Annotated in this window: 15 protein-coding genes and 1 tRNA gene; 9 read left to right on the forward strand and 7 right to left on the reverse strand. The window is 72.4% G+C overall.

From position 1 onward, the window contains the following. Nucleotides 1-125: 125 nt before the first annotated feature. Entirely contained in the window at nucleotides 126-800 is a 675-nt protein-coding gene (locus AB0D66_RS25070; protein ID WP_362307631.1) for a pentapeptide repeat-containing protein, read from the reverse strand. Between the two features lie 112 nt (nucleotides 801-912). Here AB0D66_RS25070 and AB0D66_RS25075 point away from each other — a divergent pair, with 112 nt between their 5' ends. The 5 genes from AB0D66_RS25075 (at nucleotide 913) to AB0D66_RS25095 (ending at nucleotide 5,713) form a co-directional block, all read left to right on the forward strand. Continuing rightward, entirely contained in the window at nucleotides 913-1,905 is a 993-nt protein-coding gene (locus AB0D66_RS25075) for a zinc-binding dehydrogenase (RefSeq protein ID WP_362307835.1), read from the forward strand. Nucleotides 1,906-2,058: 153 nt separating this feature from the next. Continuing rightward, the gene (locus tag AB0D66_RS25080; protein WP_362307633.1) at nucleotides 2,059-2,811 is read left to right on the forward strand and encodes a DUF6879 family protein; all 753 of its coding nucleotides are present in this window, start codon (nucleotides 2,059-2,061) and stop codon (nucleotides 2,809-2,811) included. Further along, nucleotides 2,808-3,650, forward strand: coding sequence for a helix-turn-helix transcriptional regulator (locus AB0D66_RS25085; RefSeq protein ID WP_362307636.1), 843 nt, complete (start codon nucleotides 2,808-2,810; stop codon nucleotides 3,648-3,650). Before AB0D66_RS25080 ends, AB0D66_RS25085 begins: the two co-directional genes overlap by 4 nt. Nucleotides 3,651-4,388: 738 nt before the next feature. Continuing rightward, nucleotides 4,389-4,535: a hypothetical protein gene (locus AB0D66_RS25090; RefSeq protein WP_362307639.1), complete on the forward strand. Its 147-nt coding sequence runs from the start codon at nucleotides 4,389-4,391 to the stop codon at nucleotides 4,533-4,535. Between the two features lie 50 nt (nucleotides 4,536-4,585). Further along, nucleotides 4,586-5,713, forward strand: a complete 1,128-nt coding sequence (locus AB0D66_RS25095) for a methyltransferase domain-containing protein (RefSeq protein ID WP_362307642.1) — start codon at nucleotides 4,586-4,588, stop codon at nucleotides 5,711-5,713. A 57-nt stretch (nucleotides 5,714-5,770) separates the two neighbouring features. Here AB0D66_RS25095 and AB0D66_RS25100 read toward each other — a convergent pair whose 3' ends face one another. Together AB0D66_RS25100 and AB0D66_RS25105 are read right to left on the reverse strand one after the other, a co-directional pair. Then, complete coding sequence (locus AB0D66_RS25100; RefSeq protein WP_362307645.1) at nucleotides 5,771-6,250, reverse strand: GNAT family N-acetyltransferase; 480 nt, start codon at nucleotides 6,248-6,250, stop codon at nucleotides 5,771-5,773. A gap of 213 nt (nucleotides 6,251-6,463) precedes the next feature. After that, a complete protein-coding gene (locus AB0D66_RS25105; RefSeq protein WP_362307838.1) occupies nucleotides 6,464-7,378 on the reverse strand; it encodes an aminoglycoside phosphotransferase family protein in 915 nt (304 codons plus the stop codon). Nucleotides 7,379-7,561: 183 nt separating this feature from the next. Here AB0D66_RS25105 and AB0D66_RS25110 point away from each other — a divergent pair, with 183 nt between their 5' ends. Further along, nucleotides 7,562-8,944: an FAD-dependent oxidoreductase gene (locus AB0D66_RS25110; RefSeq protein WP_362307648.1), complete on the forward strand. Its 1,383-nt coding sequence runs from the start codon at nucleotides 7,562-7,564 to the stop codon at nucleotides 8,942-8,944. A gap of 65 nt (nucleotides 8,945-9,009) precedes the next feature. Here AB0D66_RS25110 and AB0D66_RS25115 read toward each other — a convergent pair. Then, nucleotides 9,010-9,084 (reverse strand) — tRNA-Thr (locus tag AB0D66_RS25115). A 210-nt stretch (nucleotides 9,085-9,294) separates the two neighbouring features. On the opposite strand from AB0D66_RS25115, the gene ugpC reads away from it, so the two are divergent. The 3 genes from ugpC to AB0D66_RS25130 all read left to right on the forward strand — a co-directional run bounded on the left by ugpC (nucleotide 9,295) and on the right by AB0D66_RS25130 (nucleotide 11,797). Next, a complete protein-coding gene (gene ugpC / locus AB0D66_RS25120) occupies nucleotides 9,295-10,383 on the forward strand; it encodes a sn-glycerol-3-phosphate ABC transporter ATP-binding protein UgpC (RefSeq protein ID WP_362307651.1) in 1,089 nt (362 codons plus the stop codon). A 210-nt stretch (nucleotides 10,384-10,593) separates the two neighbouring features. Further along, on the forward strand, nucleotides 10,594-11,010 hold the full coding sequence (locus AB0D66_RS25125) for a hypothetical protein (RefSeq protein ID WP_362307654.1): 417 nt from the start codon (nucleotides 10,594-10,596) through the stop codon (nucleotides 11,008-11,010). Nucleotides 11,011-11,038: 28 nt separating this feature from the next. Further along, entirely contained in the window at nucleotides 11,039-11,797 is a 759-nt protein-coding gene (locus tag AB0D66_RS25130; protein WP_362307657.1) for a nucleotidyltransferase family protein, read from the forward strand. Between the two features lie 154 nt (nucleotides 11,798-11,951). On the opposite strand, the gene AB0D66_RS25135 is transcribed toward AB0D66_RS25130, so the two are convergent. From AB0D66_RS25135 to cysS, 3 genes are all read right to left on the reverse strand, one after another. Beyond that, nucleotides 11,952-13,472 (reverse strand): DoxX family membrane protein, encoded by a 1,521-nt coding sequence (locus AB0D66_RS25135; RefSeq protein WP_362307660.1) that lies wholly within the window; start codon nucleotides 13,470-13,472, stop codon nucleotides 11,952-11,954. 172 nt (nucleotides 13,473-13,644) lie between these two features. Next, the gene (rlmB, locus tag AB0D66_RS25140; RefSeq protein WP_362307663.1) at nucleotides 13,645-14,616 is read right to left on the reverse strand and encodes a 23S rRNA (guanosine(2251)-2'-O)-methyltransferase RlmB; all 972 of its coding nucleotides are present in this window, start codon (nucleotides 14,614-14,616) and stop codon (nucleotides 13,645-13,647) included. 95 nt (nucleotides 14,617-14,711) lie between these two features. Continuing rightward, nucleotides 14,712-16,112, reverse strand: a complete 1,401-nt coding sequence (cysS, locus tag AB0D66_RS25145; RefSeq protein WP_362307666.1) for a cysteine--tRNA ligase — start codon at nucleotides 16,110-16,112, stop codon at nucleotides 14,712-14,714. Nucleotides 16,113-16,154: the final 42 nt, after the last annotated feature.

Genomic DNA, 16,154 nt, shown 5'->3' on the forward strand with positions numbered 1-16,154 from the left:
AGTGTGGCATGACACAACGCGTCGAGGGCCTGCCCGCACCGAAAGAGCGCCGAAGACTGCGCGCCCGCCGGCGTTTGAGGCGCGGGGCCCCGGGGCGGAGCCCCGGGTCCCTGAGCCGCACCCGGCTACGCCAGCACCCGCACGCCCAGCTGCGCAGCCATCGCCGGAGCCAGGTCCAGCAGCTGCGCCGGGCTGATCACCGCCCCCGCCAGGCCCTCGAGCCCCCGGGCCAGCGTCAGCTCCGCCACGCCCCGCAGGTCCACGTCGGACATCCGCACCTGACCGAAGTCCGCCCCGCGGACCACGCAGTCCCGGAACTCCACCCGCTCCAGCACCGCCCCCGCGAAGTCCGGCTCCACCAGCACGCACCCCTCGAAGACCACGTCCCGCAGCCGCGCCTCCCGCAGGTTCAGATAGTCGATCTTGCCCCCGCGCACCACCACCCGCTCCAGCACGGCCCCGTGCATCTGCACGCCGCCCAGCCGGGCGTCCACCAGCTCCACGTCCCGCAGCGACGCCCCCGCCAGGTCGGTCCCGACCCCCCGGACCCCGTCCAGCAGCGAGTCCAGGAACCGCGCCTTCCCCAGCCCCGCCTCGTCCAGCGCGCAGCGCCGCAGTGCGCAGTCCATGAAGCGGGCCCCCACCCCCTCCTGACCCGCCAGGTCCAGATCAGCGAACTCCAGCCCGTCGTAGTCCCCGTCCGGCTCCAGCTCACCGTCCTCCCACACCGTCAGCCCCGGCAGCCGTACCTCCGGCCGCCGTGCCGCCTTCACCGTCTCCTGCTGCCCTTTGCGCGCCATCTCCCCATCGTGGCCCACACCACCGACAACCCCTTGACCTCAAGCCCGCTCGAGGTCCGAGGCTGACCCCATGACCACGCAGACAACCCGGCATACGCCCGCACCCACGCACATGAACGCCGTCCGCCTGCACGCCTTCGGCCCCGCCGAGAACCTCACGTACGAGACCGTCCCGGCCCCCGTACCGGCCCCCGGCCAGGTCCGCATCGCCGTCGCCGCCGCCGGTGTGCACCTCCTCGACACCGCCCTGCGCCAGGGCGTCCAGGGCCCCGCCCCCGTCCTCCCCGACCTGCCGACGATCCCCGGCCGCGAGGTCGCCGGCACCGTCGACGCCCTCGGCCCCGGCACCGACCCCGCCTGGCTCGGCAGGACCGTCGTCACCCACCTCGGCTTCGCCCCCGGCGGCTACGCCGAGTACGCCGTCGCCGATGCCGCGCGCCTGCACGCCGTACCCGCCGGCCTCGACCCCGCCCAGGCCGTCGCCATGATCGGCACCGGCCGGACCACGCTCGGGATCCTCCAGTTCGCCGACCTCGGACCCGGCTCCGTGGCCCTGGTCCCCGCCGCCGCGGGCGGCATCGGCACCCTGCTCGTCCAGTACGCCAGGAACGCCGGCGCCACCGTCGTCGCCCTCGCCGGCGGCCCCGCCAAGACCGCCCTCGCCGCCGCCAACGGCGCCCACCTCGCCCTCGACTACACCGCGCCCGGCTGGGCCGACGCCGTACGCGCCGCACACCCGGCCGGCGCCACCGTCCTCTTCGACTCCGTCGGCGGCGACACCGCCCGCACCGCCCTCGGCCTGCTCGCCCCCGGCGCGCTCCACCTCGTCTTCGGCTGGTCCGCCGGCCCCCTCACGCTCACCGATGCCGAACGCGCCGGCCTCACCGCCCGCTCCATCACCACCCGCAACGTCCTGGGCCCCGCGATGCTCCAGGCCGTCGGCGCCCCCGACCCGCTCCGCGTCCTGGAGGCCCGCGCCCTCGCCGAAGCCGCCGCCGGCCGCCTGCGCCCCGCCCTCCAGCGCCATCCGCTCGCCGAAGCCGCTGCCGCCCACCACGCCCTGGAGTCCCGCGCCACGACGGGCAAGGTCGTCCTGGAACCCTGACGGGGCCCCCGCCGACCCCCTCCTCGGCATGTGCCGGGTAGCAGGGCGTCTTTTTGCGTCGGTCCCGAGAATCATTGCGAATCATGCAGGACAGGGAGGGCGCGCCCGTCCCATCCTGGTCGGGACTTGTCCGCTGGTGGGAGGGGAACGGCAATGGCACGACGACTCCGGTTCATCGGTACCAACTCCGGCAACGACGGATGCCCGACCCTGTACGAGGACCTGAGCACCGGGGAGGTTCTGGTCCAGGGCGACGCCGTGACCGACCCCCACGACGTGGCGCAGCTCCGGAACGTCAAAGACGGGGAGGGGTTCGTGGTCGTCCCGCGCGTGCTCCTGGCCGACTTCGCTCCCAGGGACGTGGAGAGGACGCCCGTGCTGATCGACCTCGAGGAGTTCGCCGGGATGTTCCGGACCTTCTCGCACACGGCTTGGCGCCTTGAGACCCGGCGTCGCTACCAGTCGGACGAGGAGACCGAGACGTACCAGCGGTTCGTTCGGGGTGAGGACGCCGGCTGGGACCTGGACGACCCCTGGTGCGTCTCCCGGCGTGAACAGTCCGCCCTGGGCAAGCGATTTGAGCGGGTGCGGATCGTCCACAACCCGCCCACCCCCGGTCAGCGGTACCTGCTCGACAACGCCCGCCGCAACAGCGCGGTCGGCGAGGACATCCGCAATCTGTGGCGCTCCGAAGCCGAAGCCCTACAACTCCCCGACGAGGACTTCTGGCTCTTCGACTCCCGGGTCATCGCCCGGCTCCACTTCGATGACGACGACGTGATGACCGGCGTCGAGCTGGTCACGGACCCCGTGGAAGTGGCCCGAGCCTGCCAGGTCCGGGATGCCGCGTGGCACCACGCCGTCCCGTACGGGACCTTCGCGGAACAAGTGCCGTCCGCCGAGTGAGCACCGACTTCCAACAAGCAAGAGTTGCCCTCGGTGCGCGGCTGCGCGAGCTGCGCACCGATCGGCGGCTCACCGGTCGCCAGTTGGCGGTCCTGCTCGGCTGGACCCAGTCCAAGATCAGCAAATTGGAAACCGGCCGCCAGACCGCCACGACGGACGACCTACTGGCGTGGGCGGACGCCACCGGCCATCCGGAGGCGGCGGAGGAGCTGATCACCAGGCTCCGCAGCCTGGAGTCCCGGTCCCGCGCGTGGCGCAGACAACTCGCCGCGGGCCACAAGCCGGTCCAGGACACGCTCACGGCCGAGTACGAACGCACGAGGACGTTCCACGTCTGGCAGGGTTCCACGGTCGTGGGCATGCTCCAGACCGCCGAGTACGCCCGCCACGTCTTCACCCGCTACGCCGACCTCCACCAGTCCGTCCGGGACACCGAGGAGGCCGTACGGGCCCGCGTGAAACGCCAGGGGATGTTGTACGAGCCGGGGCGCACGTTCCACATCGTGATGTGGGAGGCCGCACTCCGGGCGCTCGTGTGCCCTCCTCCCGTACTGGCCGCCCAGCTCGACCGTCTGGCGGGCGTCCTCGGGCTGGACACCGTCTCCCTGGGCATCGTCCCGTTCGGCGCCTCCCTGAAGATCCCGCCGGCCAACGGCTTCTGGCTCTACGACGACCGCCTGGTGATCGCGGAGGACTGGCACGCGGAACTCTGGCTGGACGACGCGGACAGCGTGGACGTGTACCGGAAGGTCTGGCAGGCGCTCTCCGATTCCGCGGTCTACGGCGCGGACGCCCACCGCGTGATCGCCCGCGCCCGACGGGCTCTCGACACCGCCTGAGAATCCCCCGGAAGATCACGGACCAACCCGAGAATCCCGGCGAATCAGCCCCCACAGGGCCCGGCAACCAGCCCTAGCCTCCCTCCCATGGACAGCTCGCATGAACTGGAGACAGTGACCCCGAGCACGGTCGTGGAGTCGCTGCGCGAATCGCTGATGGCCGCTGGACGACCCGGGGCTGGTGAGACTGGGCAGTGTCCGCCCCGACGTCGCCATGAGGCTGGCGCAGGTCGTGATGCGGGGGCACTCATGACCACTCTCGACCGACAAGAGAGCCGTACGGAACCCGGCTGGGTCCGGTTCGAGGGCCCGGACCTGAGCCCCGGCAACGCCTTGAAATGGCGTCTGTGCGAGTGCGGACAGCCGGTCTGCCCTGAGTACCGCCCGGCCACGGCAGCACCCAGCGACGAACGCCAGGCTGACCGAAGCGAACCGGCGGAGTCGGGGGACCGCGCAGTGAGCACCCCACCGGAACCGCCCTCAGAGTCCTGGGACGACATAGCGGCCCAGCTCCATGACCTACGGGAACTCCGCGAAGCGGCCGCCCAGCTTTCGCACCACCTGACCCCTGGGAGCCCCTTCCTGGAGTTCCTGGCAGCGGCCGGAGAGCAACAGATGCAGGTCGCATCGCGGGGCGGGTTGGCCCTCACCCTCACAAACTCCGCTCCGGTGACCGGCACACCGCTCAGCCGGGGCGACCCACAGCACCACTCATCCCTCACGAGTAGGAGCACGTTCATGGGCGGACAGCACGGCGGAGGCAGCGGCCCGGGCCAGGGCGGAAGCCAGCAGGACGACGGCCAGTCGGGCGCCGGGCACGGCGGCGGCGGCTCGGAGGGCCAGGACTCCGGCCACAGCGACACGAAGGGCAGCGGCACCAAATGACCGAACGCACCAGGACGGAGGCCGACCCCCGGGGGTTGGCCTCCCGACTCATGGACTCCGGGGCTCTCACCCCCGACTGGCTCCCCGCCTACCAAGCCGTGCTCCGGGAGTCGTTCGTCCCAGATGTGATCTGGCCCGGCGTCGGACCGGCCGACGGCGGACCGGTGGCGGCCATCGACCGCCAGACCGACCCGGAGGGATGGTTCCGCGCGGTCTACTCGGATACCTCCCTGACCACGCAGTGGGACGACGGCAACCACACAGGACCCGACCGGGGAAACATCCCGACGTGCAGCAACTCCCAGCCCGCCATGGTGTTCTCCATGCTGGCGGCGTTGGACGTCCGGCCTGGCGTCAGGGTCCTGGAAGTAGGCACGGGAACCGGCTGGAACGCGGCTCTGCTGTCCGAACGGGTCGGCTCGGAGAACGTCACCACCATCGAGTTCGACCCGGAGAACGCATCAACGGCCCGAGCCCGCCTGGACGCCACCGGCTACAACCCGGTGGCCATCGTCGGAGACGGCTCACAGGGCTGGCCCGGGAGCGCCCCGTACGACCGTGTGCTGATCACGGCGTCCCTCCGGGAGATCCCGGCGGACATCATCCGGCAGACCCGGCCCGGCGGGATCATCGTCTCCCCGTACGCCACGGAGTACGGCGGGGAGGCCGTGGTCCGCCTGACCGTGCACGACGATGGAAGCGCGTCTGGCCCGTTCGTCGGCTCCTCCGCCTTCATGCGTCTGCGGCAGCAACGCGCCTACCGGACGCACGTGAAGAGGTACCTGGGCGGGAAGCCGTGGCCGGCCGATGGCCGGCGGACGACCACTTCCCTGTCCCCGGAGGACGTGGCCGACTGGCTCCCCATGTTCGCCGTCGGACTCCAGACCCAGGGGTTGTTCCCCTACCCGGAGAAGCTCGACGGCGGCCGCTACACGCTCTGGCTCCGGGACACCCAGGTCACTTCCTGGGCGTCGATCGACTTCGTACCCGGCGCGGAGAAGTTCGAGGTCTACCAGTCCGGGCCCCGGGAGCTCTGGGGCGAAGTCACCGCCGCCCACGCCTGGTGGGGCGACCAGGACCGACCGGAATTCGAGCGGTTCGGACTCACTGTGCACCCCGACGGCACCACCTGGGCCTGGCTCGACTCCCCGGAGCACCCGGTCCCCGCCGTCGGGTAGGCGGAGACCGCACCCGCCCGGTACCGCCTTCCCGCGGCTCCGGGCGGGCCACGGCGGCTACTCCGCCCCGCTGCCCAGCTCGCGCAGCGCGTCGTCCGTCAGCCGGTGCACGGTCCACTCGTCCATGGGCACCGCTCCCAGCGACCGGTAGAAGTCGATGGCCGGCACGTTCCAGTCGAGGACCGACCACTCCAGCCGCCCGTACCCGCGCTCCACGCAGATCCGCGCCAACTCCCGCAGCAGCGCCTTGCCGTAACCGCCGCCGCGGGCGCCGGGCCGGACGTACAGGTCCTCCAGGTAGATGCCGTGCACCCCGCGCCACGTGGAGAAGTTGAGGAACCACACCGAGAACCCGACGACCTCGCCCTCCGCCGACTCCGCGATGTGCGCGAACGCCGCCGGCCGCTCCCCGAACAGCGCCTCCCGCAGCTGCTCTTCGGTGGCCCTCGCCTCGTGCGGCACCTTCTCGTACTCCGCGAGCTCGCGGATCATCGCCTGGATGACGGGGACATCGGTGATTTCAGCATTCCGGATCATCCCCGCACCCTAAAGGGGCGCCCCGAGCGGGCTCCCCGGGCCCGGCGCCCCCTCACCCGCCCCGGACGGAAGGCACCGGCCCGCGCGGCCGCCCACCGGACGGAGCCGCCGGGAGCGGCGTGCGGACCGTGGCGCGCCTACGCCCGGCCCACCCGCCCTCCCGCGGACGGACCCGGCACGCCACGGTCGATCCAGGGCCGTACCCGTCCTGGATCAGGGGGCCGGCCGGCCCAGCAGTTCCCGCGCCACCGCCACCTGCTCCTCCCCCAGCCGCTCCTCCCCGGCCTCCCCGTCCTCCACGTCCCACAGGCAGTTCTGCAGCACCCGCCCCAGCGTCCACGCCCGCGCCCGGTCCCGGTCCCCGTCCAGCCCCGCCGCCTCCGTCAGCAGGTCGAAGCGCCACCTCACCTCCCGCACCCGGAAGTTGTTCACGATGGCCGGCAGCAGCTCGAACCCCGGATCCCCGGACAGCGGCTTCGGGTCGATCGCCAGCCACGGCTCCCGGCGGCCGGCCAGCACGTTGTCGTAGTGCAGGTCCCAGTGCAGCAGCCGGTCCCCCGGCTCCCCCGCGACCTCCGCCAGCGCCGCCGCGCAGTCCCCGAGCAGCCGCCGCTCCCCCGCGTCCGCCAACCGCCCGAGCGCCCGCGGTAGTTCGTCCAGCATCCCGGCGGCCATCCCGCCGAGCCCGCGCAGCCCCGCCGGCGCCGGGACCGCCGTCAGCCGCGCCAACAGCTCACCGATCACCCGGACCGCCTCGCGCGCATCCCGCTCGGCGACCGCCGACAGGTGCCGCCGCTCGTCCAGCCGCTCCAGCAGCAGCGTGCCCGTCTCCCCGTCGTGCTCCAGCAGCCGCACGGCGCCCTGCCCGCCCCAGGCGCGCAGCGCGTCGGGCTCCCCGGCGCTCTCCTCGTCCACCCGCTGCAGCTTCAGCGCCGCCGCGCTCCCGTCGGCCCGCACCACCGGCAGCACCAGCGCCGTCATCCCGTGCATCAGCGGCCCCGTACGCCGCAGCTCCCACTGCTGAAGGAACCGTGCCGCCCGCGCGGGCAGACCGGCGACGAACTCCCGCCCCGCCTCGCCGTTCCACCTGATCTGCGCCTCGACCAGCCCGTCCGGAATCTCCGAGATCTCCACCACGGCCCGACCCTACGGCCCCCCGAACCGCACCTCTCACCGAAAACCAGACAAATCCTCCCCACCCTACGGCTCCCGGCACCCCTCCCACATCGACCACCCGGCCTGGAATCCCTCCCCGAAGCCCGACAACCAGTCCCTGGACGCGCTACCGGAACGGGGTGTACCAACTCCCCCATGACGATCAACGGCGGCATTTCCTTCTGGTACGCGACCGACCGCACCGACCCCACCACCCCACCGCGCGCGCCCCTCACCGCCGACGCCACGGCCGACGTCGTCATCGTGGGCGGCGGCTACACCGGCCTGTGGACCGCCTACTACCTCAAGACCGCCGCCCCCGACCTGCGCGTCACCGTCCTGGAGCAGAAGTTCTGCGGCTACGGGGCCTCCGGCCGCAACGGCGGCTGGCTCTACAACGGCATCGCCGGCCGCGACCGCTACGCCGCCCTGCACGGCCACCAGGCCGCCCAGCGCCTCCAACAGGCCATGAACGGCACGGTCACCGAGGTCATCGACGTCGCGGCCAAGGAGGGCATCGACGCCGACATCCACCGCGGCGGCGTCCTCGAAGTCGCCCGCACCCCCGCCCAGCTCACCCGGCTGAAGGCCTTCCACGCCGCCGAACTCGCCTTCGGCGAGACCGACCGCGAGCTCCACGACGCCGCCGCCACCCGCGCCCGCATCGACATCGCCGACGCCGTCGGCTCCAGCTGGAGCCCGCACGGCGCCCGCATCCACCCCCTGAAGCTGGCCAGGGGCCTGGCCGCGGCCTGCGAACGCCTCGGCGTCGTCATCCACGAGTCCACCCCGGTCACCGAGATCGCCCCGCGCAAGGCCGTCACCCCCTACGGCACCGTCCGCGCCCCGCACGTCCTGCGCTGCACGGAGGGCTTCACCGCCGCCCTCAAGGGCCACCGGCGCGCGTGGCTCCCGATGAACTCCTCGATGATCGTGACGGCCCCGATCCCGGAGTCGACCTGGCAGCAGCTGGCCTGGTCGGACTCGACGCTCCTGGGAGACATGGCCCACGCCTACATGTACGCCCAGCGCACCGCCGACGGCCGCATCGCGATCGGCGGGCGCGGGGTCCCGTACCGCTTCGGCTCGCGCACCGACAACGACGGCCGCACCCAGCCGGCCACCGTCGACTCCCTGCGCGACCTGCTCTTCTCCTTCTTCCCCCTGCTCACCGGCACCGAGATCACCCACGCCTGGTCGGGCGTGCTGGGCGTACCGCGCGACTGGTGCGCCACCGTCACCCTGGACACCGCCACCGGCCTGGGCTGGGCGGGCGGCTACGTCGGCTCCGGCGTGGCCACCGCCAACCTCGCGGGCCGCACCCTGCGCGACCTGGTCCTCGGCGACACCACGGAGCTCACCACCCTGCCCTGGGTCAACCACCGCGTACGCCGCTGGGAGCCGGAACCCTTCCGCTGGCTCGGCGTCCAGGCCCTGTACGCCGCCTACCGCCAGGCGGACCGCCACGAGACGGCCACCCACACCCCGACGACGACCCCCCTGGCCCGCCTGGCCAACCGCATCTCGGGCCGCCACTGAGCCCCGCCACCCCCGCCCCACGCACGAAGGCCAGGCCACACACCGTGTGACCTGGCCTTTCGCGGGGCCCCCTGTCGGATTCGAACCGACGACCTACGCATTACAAGTGCGTTGCTCTGGCCGGACTGAGCTAAGGAGGCGCGCGTCGCGTGCCCGACTTGCCGGGCACGGAGCGGCTTCACTCTACACAGCGGGCCAATCCCGAAGCCATCACGTGGTGAATCGATGCCGTCCCGGTGCTGACAGGAGGCGGGCGGGCGGGTAGCGTCGAGCGGAGTCCGGGCCACTGGACTAGACCTTCCACTCGGATCGTCCGGCACGTTCCTGCCGGTAGAAGGGATTCATCACCCATGGCTTCTGTCACTTTCGACAAGGCGACCCGCCTGTACCCCGGCGGCGACAAGCCCGCCGTCGACCAGCTGGAGCTGGAGATCGAGGACGGCGAGTTCCTCGTCCTCGTCGGGCCCTCCGGCTGCGGCAAGTCCACCTCGCTGCGCATGCTCGCCGGTCTGGAGGACGTCAACGGCGGTGCCATCCGCATCGGGGACCGCGACGTCACGCACCTGCCGCCCAAGGACCGGGACATCGCGATGGTGTTCCAGAACTACGCGCTCTACCCGCACATGTCCGTCGCCGACAACATGGGCTTCGCGCTCAAGATCGCCGGCGAGGACAAGGCCACCATCCGCCGCAAGGTGGAGGACGCGGCGAAGATGCTGGACCTGACCCAGTACCTCGACCGCAAGCCGAAGGCGCTCTCCGGCGGCCAGCGCCAGCGCGTCGCCATGGGCCGGGCCATCGTGCGCAAGCCGCAGGTGTTCCTCATGGACGAGCCGCTGTCGAACCTCGACGCCAAGCTCCGCGTGTCGACCCGCACCCAGATCGCGGCGCTCCAGCGCGACCTCGGCATCACCACCGTCTACGTCACCCACGACCAGGTCGAGGCCATGACCATGGGCGACCGGGTGGCCGTGCTGAAGGACGGCCTGCTGCAGCAGGTCGACACCCCGCGCAACATGTACGACCGCCCGGCGAACCTGTTCGTCGCGGGCTTCATCGGCTCCCCGGCCATGAACCTGGTCGAGGTCCCGATCACCGACGGCGGCGTGAAGTTCGGCGACAGCGTGGTGCCGGTGTCGCGCGAGGCGCTGTCGGCCGCGGCCAACGCGGGCGACCGCACCGTCACGGTGGGCGTGCGCCCCGAGCACTTCGACATCGCCGAGAGCGGCGGCCTGACGATCACCGTGAACGTGGTCGAGGAACTGGGTGCCGACGGCTACGTCTACGGCTCCACCGACAAGGCCGCCGGAGCGCAGGACCTCGTGGTCCGCGTCAACGGCCGCCAGGTGCCCGAGAAGGGCTCGAGCCTGCACGTGGTGCCCCGGGGCGGCGAGATCCACGTGTTCTCGACCTCCTCCGGTGCGCGGCTCTCCGACTAGCGGGCCGCCGCAGGGTGTTGGAGGGGCGTCCCCGCCGGGGGCGCCCCTTTCCCGTGCCCGAGCCCGCGCCGCCCGCGGCTCGGGAAACCCCGGCAGACCGGCCCATTCAGCCCCAACCGTCAACCCATAATTCGAAAAGCCACGTCGAACCATCCCCCGACAGGGTGACTAAATGTCGCCAAATCTTCACCGAGCGCTACTCTCGCCCTCGTGACCCACACTGCCCGCCGTATCGGCCGTTCCCTCGCCCTGGTCCTGCCCGTCGTCCTGGTCCTGTCCGGGACACTCGCGGTCACCATGGTCCCCTGGGCGGACACCTCTTCGTCCCAGATCCTGACCGCCTCCGCCGAGGACGTCTCCGTCCCCGCCAAGCCGCGCCCCGCGCCGCACGACGTGCTGCGCGACACGCTCGTCGGCGAGATCCAGCAGGGCAAGGAGCCGGGTGACGTGCTCACCCACCTCCAGCAGGAGGTGGACAAGCGGCCGTCGCTCGCGGCGCACTGCGTGGGCATCGCCCGGGCGCTGGGCCGGGCCGCGGTCGACGCCTACGGCCCGACGAAGGCGCAGTCCTTCGCCCGCCCCGTCTGCGACACCTCGTACGCCTCCGGCGTCGCCTCCATGGGCTGAGGCGCGCCGCGTCCCTAGTCTGGCCCGCATGACCGACACTCCCCGATCCGCCCCTCCCGCAGCCGCGTTCCCCGCCGCCCCCGCCCAGGCAGTCGTCCTGGCGGGCGGCCAGGGTTCGCGGCTGCGCCCGTATACGGACGACCGCCCCAAGCCGATGGTGGAGATCCCGGGCACGGGGGTGCCGATCATCGGGCACCAGCTGGCCTGGCTGGCGTCGGAGGGGGTCACGGACGCCGTGGTCTCGTGCGGGCACCTGGCGGGCGTGCTCCAGGAATGGCTGGAGCAGGCCGAGTTGCCGCTGCGGGTGACGACGGTGGTGGAGGAGGAGCCGCTGGGGCGGGGCGGGGGCCTGAAGTACGCGGCGCGCCATCTGCCGCACCCCGACCGGTCCTGGTACGCGACGAACGGCGACATCTGGACGCGGTTCTCGCTGCGGGAGATGGCCGCCTTCCACGCGGAACGCGGTGCGGTGGCGACGCTGGCGCTGGCCCGTCCGCGGATTCCGTGGGGGGTGGTGGAGACGAACGAGTTCGGGCAGGTGCTGGACTTCATCGAGGCTCCGCCGTCGCCGTACCCGGTCAATGCCGGCGTGTACGTCTTCGGGCCCGAATTCGCGGCGCTGCTGCCGGACTTGGGCGACCACGAGCGGACGACCTTCCCGCGGCTGGCCCGGGAGCGGCGGCTGGCGGGCTTTCCGCTGCCCCAGGGGGCCTACTGGCGGGCGATCGACACGGCGAAGGACCTGACCGAGGCGGCAAGGGAGTTGGCGTCGCAGACGGCCTCCTGAGCCTTTTCGCACGCTTGCCCGCCTTTCGCTCGGCTGCCCCTCCCTCACACGCCTTTACGATGCTTCGCGCGCTCGGGACGCGCGGAGGGGCCCGGCACGCAGTGCGTGCCGGGCCCCGGTGCTGTCGGTGCCGGTCGGTTCCGGACGGCCGGGATCAGCCGAGGAGGCCTCCGACCAGACCGGGCTGCTTGGTCGGGGTGCTGCTCCCGCCGGTGGTGCTCCCGGAGGAGGCCGGCGGCTTCTGCGGGGCGGACTGGCGGGGGGTGCTGCGGGGGGTCTGCCGGCCGGTGGCGCCCTTGGTGGCGCTGGGCGACTGGGAGCCCGTACCGGCGGTCTCGCGGGCGGGGCCGCCGGACGCCCCCTTGCCGGACTTCGCGGCGGGTTCGGAGGCACTGGCAGAGGGCTGCGCGGGCTTGGCCGGCTGCTGCGGGGACTGCTGCTGCGGCTGACGGGCCGGCTCCTGCGGGAGCGGGCGGCCGGGCAGGTAGTTGCTGGGGGCCTGGCCGGGGCCGGGGACGGTGACGACGGTGGTGGAGCGGACGGCCCCGCCGAGCAGGGAGCCGACGAGCAGGGTGAGACCGCAGATGACACTGGCCATGAGGGCCCCGCGGCGCAGGACGCGCCGGCGCAGCCGCCAGATCTCGGAGCGCGGTCCGAGGGTGCGCCAGGCCTCGCCGGCGAGGCGTCCGTCGAGGGAGTAGACCGGGGCGCCGGCGATGATCAGCGGGCTCCAGGCGGCGAGGTAGATGATGTCGGGCGCGTCGTAGGCGGGGACGGTCTTCCAACTGACGGTCATCAGGAGGGCGGCGGAGAGCAGCGCCCCGAAGCAGGCGGCGAACCGCTGCCAGAGCCCGAAGACGGTCAGCACGCCGACGATGACCTGGAGGAAGGCCACGCTGAGGCCGGCGCCGACGGGGTGCGCGAGGGCGAAGTCGCGCAGGGGTTCGGCGAGGGCCCAGGGGTGGAGGGTGTGCAGCCAGGTGACCATGGAGCCGCGTTCGCCGCCGTCGAAGTAGACGGGGTCGCACAGCTTGCCCATGCCGGCGTAGATGGAGATGAAGCCGAGGAAGACGCGCAGCGGGAGCAGCACGACGCCGAGGTTCATGCGGCGGCCGGGGTAGTAGGAGGCCTGTCCGCGGGAGTCGGCGGCGCCGCGCCGCGCGTCGCCGCCGGGGTCGGGCGCTGCGCCCCCGTGGGCGCGCTCGTGGGGCAGGTCCCGCACGGCGGCCAGGGGCCGGGTCTCGTCGGGGTCGCCGTAGGTGCGCTGGCCGATGACGGTGGGGGTCGCGAGGGTGTCGTCGGCGAGGTCGTGGGCCAGGTCGATGCGCGGGATGACCTGGGTGGCGCCGCCGTCGTACTCGTCGTTGCCGCGGCCGGCCTCGCGCACGGCCTGGAGGAGCCCGCCCATGGCCGCTCCGTCGCCGGGGGCGGCCTTGCCGCTCCAGACGACGGGGGCTCTGCGGCGGGTGGCTCCGGCCGCGGCGACCACGGCACCGCCGAGGACGGGGGCGCGGCCGGGGGCGTTCGCGGGCTTGGAACGCGCGCTCGGGCTCGGTGCGAGCCGCACGCGGAAGCTGGCGTGGTTGACGATGACCTGTGCGGGGTCGCACGGCACCTTGACCATGCTCAGCGCGGGCTGGTCGTCGAACCCTGACGTTCTGGTGTCCACACTCATCTAACCGAGTGATCAGTGTTTAGGACACTGCCTTGACACCAGGGATCTGTCCGAGACCCGTCAAGATCAAGCCACCCCGCCCGAAACGGGCGGGGTGACAGCCTCACGTGTCACTTTCCGTGAGCCAAGTGGATCAAGCGGATCGGCCGGACGGATCCGGCCGACGCCCGGATCAGACGCGGCCGCGGACCGCGCGGCGGCGGGCCGCCTCGTAGAGCACCACACCGGCCGCGACACCGGCGTTGAGGGACTCGGCGCCGCCCGGCATCGGGATGCGGACGAGGTAGTCGCAGTTCTCGCCCACGAGGCGGCCGAGGCCCTTGCCCTCGGAGCCGACCACGATGACGACGGGGCCGGCCAGCGCCTCCAGGTCGTTGACCGTGTGCTCGCCCTCGGCGGCGAGGCCGACGATCGCGATGCCCGCCTTCTTGTACTCCTGCAGGGCGCGGGTGAGGTTGGTGACGCGGGAGACCGGGGTACGGGCGGCGGTGCCGGCCGAGGTCTTCCAGGCGCCGGCGGTCATGCCGGCGGCGCGGCGCTCGGGGATGACCACGCCGTGGCCGCCGAAGGCGGAGACGGAGCGGACGATCGCGCCGAGGTTGCGCGGGTCGGTGACCCCGTCGAGGGCGACGATCAGCGGGTCCTCGCCGTTGTCGTACGCGGCGGCGGTGAGGTCCTCGGGGTGCGCGTACTCGTACGGCGGGACCTGGAGGACCAGGCCCTGGTGGTTGAGCCCGTTGGTCATGCGGTCGAGCTCGGGGCGCGGCGCTTCCATCAGGTTGATGTTGCCGCGCTCGCCGGCGAGCTGGAGGGCCTCGCGGACGCGCTCGTCGTTGTCGATGAACTGCTGGACGTACAGGGTGGTGGCGGGGACGCCGTCGCGCAGCGCCTCGAAGACCGAGTTGCGGCCGACGACCATCTCGCTGGTGCCCTTGGGGCCGCCGCGGCGCGGGGCGGGGCGGCGCTTGGCGGCCTGCCGGGCCATGGCGTTGCTGATGCGGTTCGCCTTGTGCTTCTTGCGGTCCTCGGCCTTGGGCGTGGGGCCCTTGCCTTCCAGGCCCTTGCGCCGCTGGCCACCGCTGCCGACCGTCGCGCCCTTCTTGTTGGACGTGCGGCGGTTCCTGCGCTGGCTGTTCCCGGCCATGACTTCTACCTGTTTTCGTTGATGCTGCGGTATGTACGTATGAAGAGTGTGCCGCCCGGGACGCCGGGCGGCACACCAAGCTCAGCTGCCCGGGCTCAGCGCGGGCCGAGCGTCCAGCGCGGGCCCGTCGGACTGTCCTCGATCACCAGTCCGGACTGCTGGAGCTGGTCGCGGATGGCGTCGGCGGTCGCCCAGTCCTTGCGGGCCCGGGCGGACTCGCGCTGCTCCAGGACGAGGCGTACGAGGGTGTCCACGGCGCCGTGGAGGTCCTCGCCGCGGTCGGCCTCGCCCGCCCAGTGCGGATCGAGCGGGTCCAGGCCGAGGACGCCCAGCATGGCGCGCACCTCCGACAGCCGCGCGATGGCCGCGTCCTTGTCGTCGGCGGCGAGTGCGCTGTTGCCCTGGCGGACGGTGGTGTGGACGATGGCGAGCGCCTGCGGGACGCCGAGGTCGTCGTCCATGGCCTCGGCGAACGCGGGCGGGACCTCGGGGGCGGGCTCGACGGGCTTGCCGGCCTTCTCGATGACGCGCTGGTAGAAGCCCTCGATCCGCGCGAAGGCGGACTCGGCCTCGCGCAGCGCCTCCTCGCTGTACTCGATCATCGACCGGTAGTGCGGGGTGCCGAGGTAGTAGCGCAGGACGATCGGGCGCCACTGCTTGACCATCTCGGAGACGAGGACCGAGTTCCCGAGGGACTTGGACATCTTCTCGCCGGACATGGTCACCCAGGCGTTGTGGACCCAGTAGTGCGCGAACTCGTCGCCGAAGGCCTTGGCCTGGGCGATCTCGTTCTCGTGGTGCGGGAAGATCAGGTCCAGGCCGCCGCCGTGGATGTCGAAGGCCTCGCCCAGGTACTTGTGCGCCATGGCGGAGCACTCCAGGTGCCAGCCGGGGCGGCCGCGGCCCCACGGGGTCTCCCAGGAGGGCTCGCCGGGCTTGACGGACTTCCACATGGCGAAGTCGCGGGGGTCGCGCTTGCCGGTCTCGCCGGTGGACTCCGGCTGGCGGATGTTGTCGAGCTCCTGGCGGGACAGCGAGAGGTAGCCGGGGTACGACTTCACGTCGAAGTAGACGTTGCCCTCGGACTCGTAGGCGTGGCCGCGCTCGATGAGGCCGCGCATCATCTCGACCATCTCGGTGACGTGGCCGGTGGCGCGGGGCTCGTAGGTGGGCGGGAGGCAGCCGAGGGCGGCGTAGCCGTCGTTGAAGGCACGCTCGTTCTCGTAGCCGATGGACCACCAGGGGCGGCGCTGCTCGGCGGACTTCGCGATGATCTTGTCGTCGATGTCCGTGACGTTGCGGATGAAGGTGACCTCGTAGCCCCGGTACTCGAACCAGCGGCGCATCATGTCGAAGTTGAGGCCCGACCGGATGTGCCCGATGTGCGGGGCCGCCTGCACCGTGGCGCCACAGAGGTAGATCGAGACGCAGCCCGCGGTGAGCGGGGTGAAGTCACGGATCTGCCGGGCGCTGGTGTCGTACAGGCGAATAGTCACGGCATCCAGGGTAGTGCGCCTGTAGCAGTGCCCCGCGACCCT

The sequence above is a fragment of the Streptomyces sp. NPDC048270 genome, assembly GCF_040652335.1.
Taxonomy (GTDB): domain Bacteria; phylum Actinomycetota; class Actinomycetes; order Streptomycetales; family Streptomycetaceae; genus Streptomyces.

Excerpts from the sequence above, each read along its gene's own strand:
- AB0D66_RS25135 (WP_362307660.1), bottom strand. The coding sequence starts at position 13,472 with ATGAGTGTGGACACCAGAACGTCAGGGTTCGACGACCAGCCCGCGCTG.
- AB0D66_RS25075 (WP_362307835.1), top strand. The coding sequence starts at position 913 with ATGAACGCCGTCCGCCTGCACGCCTTCGGCCCCGCCGAGAACCTCACG.
- ugpC (WP_362307651.1), top strand. The coding sequence starts at position 9,295 with ATGGCTTCTGTCACTTTCGACAAGGCGACCCGCCTGTACCCCGGCGGC.
- AB0D66_RS25095 (WP_362307642.1), top strand. The coding sequence starts at position 4,586 with ATGGACTCCGGGGCTCTCACCCCCGACTGGCTCCCCGCCTACCAAGCC.
- AB0D66_RS25130 (WP_362307657.1), top strand. The coding sequence starts at position 11,039 with ATGACCGACACTCCCCGATCCGCCCCTCCCGCAGCCGCGTTCCCCGCC.
- AB0D66_RS25100 (WP_362307645.1), bottom strand. The coding sequence starts at position 6,250 with ATGATCCGGAATGCTGAAATCACCGATGTCCCCGTCATCCAGGCGATG.
- AB0D66_RS25080 (WP_362307633.1), top strand. The coding sequence starts at position 2,059 with ATGGCACGACGACTCCGGTTCATCGGTACCAACTCCGGCAACGACGGA.
- AB0D66_RS25070 (WP_362307631.1), bottom strand. The coding sequence starts at position 800 with ATGGCGCGCAAAGGGCAGCAGGAGACGGTGAAGGCGGCACGGCGGCCG.
- rlmB (WP_362307663.1), bottom strand. The coding sequence starts at position 14,616 with ATGGCCGGGAACAGCCAGCGCAGGAACCGCCGCACGTCCAACAAGAAG.
- AB0D66_RS25090 (WP_362307639.1), top strand. The coding sequence starts at position 4,389 with ATGGGCGGACAGCACGGCGGAGGCAGCGGCCCGGGCCAGGGCGGAAGC.
- AB0D66_RS25110 (WP_362307648.1), top strand. The coding sequence starts at position 7,562 with ATGACGATCAACGGCGGCATTTCCTTCTGGTACGCGACCGACCGCACC.